This window comes from Desulfurivibrio modestus (assembly GCF_044068625.1).
In the GTDB taxonomy this organism is placed as follows: domain Bacteria; phylum Desulfobacterota; class Desulfobulbia; order Desulfobulbales; family Desulfurivibrionaceae; genus Desulfurivibrio.
In genome coordinates this window covers 1-5,429 of sequence record NZ_JBIPKH010000044.1, presented here as the reverse complement: position 1 = coordinate 5,429, position 5,429 = coordinate 1, and the positions used below count along the sequence as shown (strand labels likewise).

6 protein-coding genes are annotated in these 5,429 nt (G+C 54.2%); 1 reads left to right on the top strand and 5 read right to left on the bottom strand.

Going from position 1 to position 5,429, the window contains the following annotated elements:
• Window positions 1–533 precede the first annotated feature (533 nt).
• On the top strand, window positions 534–1,952 hold the full coding sequence (locus ACHHRT_RS13570; RefSeq protein WP_395500310.1) for a Fic family protein: 1,419 nt from the start codon (window positions 534–536) through the stop codon (window positions 1,950–1,952).
• Here the strand turns inward: ACHHRT_RS13570 and ACHHRT_RS13565 are convergent.
• The 5 genes from ACHHRT_RS13565 to ACHHRT_RS13545 form a co-directional block, all read right to left on the bottom strand.
• The gene (locus ACHHRT_RS13565; protein WP_395500309.1) at window positions 1,912–3,249 is read right to left on the bottom strand and encodes an ATP-binding protein; all 1,338 of its coding nucleotides are present in this window, start codon (window positions 3,247–3,249) and stop codon (window positions 1,912–1,914) included. The two genes, ACHHRT_RS13570 and ACHHRT_RS13565, sit on opposite strands and share 41 nt — an antisense overlap.
• A 334-nt stretch (window positions 3,250–3,583) precedes the next feature.
• The gene (locus tag ACHHRT_RS13560; RefSeq protein ID WP_395500308.1) at window positions 3,584–4,111 is read right to left on the bottom strand and encodes a GNAT family N-acetyltransferase; all 528 of its coding nucleotides are present in this window, start codon (window positions 4,109–4,111) and stop codon (window positions 3,584–3,586) included.
• On the bottom strand, window positions 4,108–4,386 hold the full coding sequence (locus tag ACHHRT_RS13555) for a type II toxin-antitoxin system TacA family antitoxin (protein WP_395500307.1): 279 nt from the start codon (window positions 4,384–4,386) through the stop codon (window positions 4,108–4,110). Before ACHHRT_RS13555 ends, ACHHRT_RS13560 begins: the two co-directional genes overlap by 4 nt.
• A gap of 263 nt (window positions 4,387–4,649) precedes the next feature.
• Window positions 4,650–5,057 (bottom strand): type II toxin-antitoxin system VapC family toxin, encoded by a 408-nt coding sequence (locus tag ACHHRT_RS13550; RefSeq protein WP_395500306.1) that lies wholly within the window; start codon window positions 5,055–5,057, stop codon window positions 4,650–4,652.
• Window position 5,058: 1 nt separating this feature from the next.
• The gene (locus ACHHRT_RS13545) at window positions 5,059–5,298 is read right to left on the bottom strand and encodes an antitoxin (RefSeq protein ID WP_395500305.1); all 240 of its coding nucleotides are present in this window, start codon (window positions 5,296–5,298) and stop codon (window positions 5,059–5,061) included.
• Window positions 5,299–5,429: the final 131 nt, after the last annotated feature.

The following is a 5,429-nucleotide window of genomic DNA, read 5'->3' as shown; positions in this document are numbered from 1 at the left end:
GTCCATCGTTCAACTCGACATGGAAGTGGGGCGGTGGATGGTCTTTGGGCCTAATCCGAACCCGGCAATTAGTGAAACGCTGGATGACTGGCATATGACTCATGATAGTGCAATGGTTGCATGATGTCAACAGGCAAGGGGTGAGGGGCAAGGGGCAAGGGGCAAGGTTTGAGGTTCAAGGAGCAAGGGGTGAGGGGTGAGGGGTGAGGGGCTAGGGGCAGGGTTCAAGGGGGTGGGCTTAGCCACTTCCAGGTGGGGAGGAGTTTGATGCTGTTTTCTTGCTCCTTGATCTCGCCATCTTCATCCCAGGTGAGTATCAACAGGTTGGCGCAGTTCAGATCTCTGGTTCAGCGTGCCTTGTTCGACCAGCACCCGGAAAATATCCGGAGTCAATCCCGGGGATATTCTCAGGCTCTGGTTTCAAGTCGAAACTAGCCGGGGGGAAGGTTTGCCTTGCCATGAGTGACAATTCGTGACATAATTGCTGTCGCTAATTGTCATCAATTGTCGCTAATGCATGCGGGAGACAAGGTATGCCCCCGACCCGGCTGACCCCCCAACAGGAAGAAATACTTGAAGCCCTGGCCCGAAAACCACGAGAGGCGGATATCGGCCAGATCATCGACAGCCTTGCCGCGCCTCCTCACCGGCGCACGGTCCAGCGCCGGCTTGCGGAACTGGTGGCGGGAAAACATGTACAAGTGGTCGGCAAGGGCAAGGCAAGGCTTTACAAGCTGGCTCCGTCAGCCAACCGCGGCAGGCCGCCGGCCGCCGCAGCGCCGGGAGCAGGGAAGGGCTACGACGCCTATATTCCGGTTTCCGCGGCAGGCCGGGAGATTATCGCCTATGTGCGACAGCCGCGGGCCGGACGGCTCCCGGCCGGTTATGAACGGAATTTCCTGGCTTCGTACATTCCCAATCAAACTGCTTACTTGAGCGAATCACTCCGCGCCCATCTGCACCATGTCGGGATCACCGACGGCCGCGCACGTCCTGCCGGCACCTATGGCCGCGCCATATTTAACCGGCTGCTGATCGATTTCTCCTGGTCTTCCAGCCGGCTTGAAGGCAACACCTATTCCCGCCTCGACACCGAGCGTCTCATCGAATTCGGGCAGTATGCCGAAGGCAAGGACGCCCAGGAAGCCCAGATGATTCTCAACCACAAAGGGGCCATCGAGCTTCTGGTCGATGAGGCGGACGGCATCGGTTTCGATCCGTACACTTTTCTTGGCCTCCACGGTTTGTTGTCGGAAAACCTGATGCCGGACCCGGAAGCCAGCGGCCGGCTGCGTCGGCGTCCGGTGCACATCGGCGGCTCGGTCTACATGCCGCTGGCCGTGCCGCAACTCATCGAGGAATGTTTTCGGGAAATCCTCCACAAGGCTGCCGCTATCATCGATCCCTTCGAACAGGCGTTTTTCGTGATGGTCCACCTGCCGTATCTGCAGCCTTTCGAGGATGTCAACAAAAGGGTCTCCCGGCTGGGGGCCAATATTCCGCTGATCAAGCACAACCTCTGCCCCCTGACCTTCCTCGATGTGCCTGAGCGCGCGTACATCGACGCCCTGCTGGGGGTCTATGAAATGAACCGGTACGAGCTGTTGCGCGACGTATTCGCCTGGGCCTACGAACGTTCCGCCAATGAATACAGTGCCGTGCGTAAAAGCCTGGCGGATCCCGATCCTTTACGGCTGCGTTACCGGAAGGAGTTGTGCGAGCTGGTCGGTGATATAGTACGCAACCGGCGTTTGAATGCGGCAGAGGTCATCGCTCGTTATGCCGATGAGCACATCGACGGAAAAAACCGAGACGCCTTCGTGGAGGTGGTGAAGGAGGAGCTCAAACGTTTGCACGAAGGGGTTCTTGCCCGATACCGTATCCGGGCCTCGGAATTTGCGGCCTGGCTAATCACCCGAAGAGCCGGCCAAAACGGTCGTCCAGGACCTTGAGAGAATCTCCGATCGTCGAGGCACAATACAGTGGGAGGAATTGGAGCTTCTGGTCAGACAGTGTGTTGCTCGTGCCGCCATAAAGGACCAGTCCTTGCGGGCAATTATGATATTTTTCAAGCATAAGGCGCAGGCTTCGCAGGCTCCCGCCGGCCCCGGATTTAACCTCCACCGGATAAATACTTCCTTGCCGCACAACGAGAAAATCTACCTCGGCACTACTGCCACGAGCTTCCCGAGCCCAATAATATAACTCGGAACTATGCCAGGCCAGGAGTTCCTGGGCCACAAATTGTTCCGCGAGTTTTCCACGATACATCGCCAGAAGGTTTTCCTGCTGCAATTCCAGTTCAACCGGAACCTGACAGAGTCTCTGCATAAGCCCTATGTCGAGCATGGATGCCTTGAATTTTTTTGGATTGGCTGTTGCGCCTAATGGCAAACCACTCGGATCACAGGCCGGAATTTTATGAATGACCTTCGCCTTGACCAGCAGATCAAACGCTTTGCGATTCAACTGGCTTGAATGTCCGTCATTAAGACGGGTATATTTTAATTGCTCGCCAATACTTTTTGCCACGTTCAAAAAAACGGCATCCAGGCAGATCGTGTTGATATGGGGGATGTATTTGGAAAAATCATCGCGATATGAGTCCAGAATCTCCGATTGAACTTGAAAGGTCTCAACCATGGAACCGGTGTCGCGATAGGTCTTGACACATTCAGGCATGCCGCCAACAAAGAAATAGATCCGTAATTCCTTGAGAATGATTTCCTGGATAGACTTTGCAAGGTTATCCTGCGGACTCAGGGTGTATTCCGCCATCTGCTCTTTGCCCAGTGCCAGAAGATATTCGTAAAATGTCATCGGATGCATGTGCAGATACTGAACACGACCAACAGGTATGGATATTTCGCCAAAGGCAAACTCCAGCAATGAACCGGCAGCAATAACATGGAGATCAGGCATCTCTTCATGAAAATAACGTAATGCCATGAGTGCTCGCGGACAGGCCTGGATCTCATCAAAGAAAAGAAGCGTCTGGCCGGGAATGATTCGGCCAGTGGTCAATTCAAGATGGTTCAGGATCGACTGAGGCTCAAGATTCTCTGAGAAATGAGGGTGCAGGTCGCGGCGTTTTTCCAGATCTATTTTGACAAAGCTGGTAAATTGTTTTGCCAGAACATTCTCGACCAGCCATGTTTTGCCAACCTGGCGCGCTCCACGAATTATCAGTGGTTTACGCCGCGGCGAATCTTTCCAGCCCGCAATCTGCTTTTCAGCCAATCGTTGCATGCACGATTATCCTTTGTGTTCGATGATGTTGCCGCCGGGTGTATATCAAGGTAAAGTCAACACTACACTTTGAAACGTAAAAAGTCAAGGATCTTTGGACTTAGGTATGGTTAAAAGTCAATGAAGTTTTTGTTGTTGCTGGGGTATTCCTCCAATTTTTAGGTTCAAGGTTCAAGGGGCTAGGGGCAAGGGGCTCCCAACAGCTCTGGACAAGGGGACGGAATTGTTTTGGTAAGTTAACCTCCTGCCCCAGTCTCGGCAAGCCCCAGCCGCTAGTATTTGTCCATGAGGGCCTGGGCGTAAACCCGCAGGTTCTGTCCCGGTTTTCCTTTTTTTAGAGTTTGCCTGCCGAGGTAAGTGCGGCGTGAATGGTCTTGAAGGGCAATAGCAGGGAAAGAGGTTGATCAAGCAGGGGAACAGCCCCGTAACCCGCGTACCATTGAGCAGCACGTTCGTTTTTGGCATCGATAAGAAGGGCAACCCCGCCGGCCTGGGACGCAACCAGCAAGGAACGCCGGCCGGCGGCAAGGATAAGTTGGCCGCCCAGGCCGCATCCTTGCACCGAACGGTCAACGGCCAGTCTTGCCAGTCTGAACACCGGTACTTCATGGCGGGCAAGCCCACGCCTGACAATTTGAGGCGTACGACTAAAGGCCACAGAGGCCGGGCTGATGCTGTAGAAGCCGAGAATCCGGCCAGTTATTGCGTTATCGATGGCCAGAAAGGTTTTGGCGCCGCCTTGCGTATGGCTCTTTCGCGCATGCCGACGCAAAAAAGTGTTCAGGGCAGCGTCACCACAATCAAAAGAGTCTCGATCATGAGCCTTGGCGACCGGCTCTTCGTGCCAGGGGGGAACGGTCACGGTTGTTTGGGCAAGGCACAGGCAGCCTGCATCAGCTTTGAATTGGGTGCGGGAGGGGTTTCCAGCAATTCAAGCACGTACGAACTGTCACGTTCACTAAGCTTGAGCCTTTCGGATTGGTCAATCACTGTTTTGGCGGCCGCCAACGCATTCCGTAAAACGAAATCGGTCAGCGTGGTCTGTTGCAAGGCGACCGCCCGCACGAGAACCGCCTTTTCATCGGGCGGGATCCTCAATGACACTCGGCTGCCGTTTTCGGCAAGAACTCTGGGCATGTTGATCCTCCTTGGAATATTGTACGCATTGAAAGCGTACAATACGACCAGCGCCGTGTCAATCAGAAAATCGGGATCATCAAGTTTCCGCTCTCAGGCTCTGGTTTCAAGTTGAAACTAGCCGGGGGAAGGTTTGCCTTGCCATGAGTGACAATTCGTGACATGAATGCTGTCGCTAATTGTCATCAATTGTCGCTAATGCATGCGGGAGACAAGGTATGCCGCAGCGAAGTAAATTGGGGTCACCAATTTCCTGGATTTCTTCACTTCAGCCAGTTCTCTGTAGACAGGTTGGTAATTCGAGAAAATTCGACGATGTTGGCGGTAACCACTGTCAGTCCGCAGGAAAGGGCGTGGGAAGCGATCAGCATATCATTGGGACCGAGGGGGGTACCACGCGCTTCCAGTTCCGCACGAATCTCGGCGTAATGGCGATCAGCACCAGCATCCAGCGCCAGAACCTCGATGACGGCAAGGATCTCTTCCACTCTGGCCGCAAGAATTGCAGAGCCCTTCTTGCGAGCCCCAAAGCGCAACTCACAGGCAACCACAATGCTGGTGCAGACGGCCCTTTCTCCCTTTACGGCAATTTGCTGCGCCACTTTGCCGGCCGGGTTCCGGATCAGATCGGAAATGATATTGGTATCCAGCAGGTAAACGAAACCGTCCATTTTACAACTCAATGTCATCAAGAGGCGACAGCGCTTCATCTACATCGGGGAAATCTTCGGCCAGGGGCTCCCAATCGGCCAGAGTCGCCAGCAGGGAACGGCGCTGCACCGCTTCAATGATCAGCCTGTCGCCTTCCCGGCGGATCACCGCTTCATCGCCAGGCAGTTCATACTCCCGGGGAATCCGTACTGCCTGATTACGCCCATTTTTAAAAAGTCGCACATGTCTTTCAGTCTGCATAATCTCCCCCCAAACGTTGTATATGTCTTGGCATATGCCGACATAATAGCACGGCAACAAATTTTCGGCAAGTGGGGAAATTGGTGGGGGGAATTTGGGGTCGGGGGAATTGGGGAATTGGGGTCAGACCC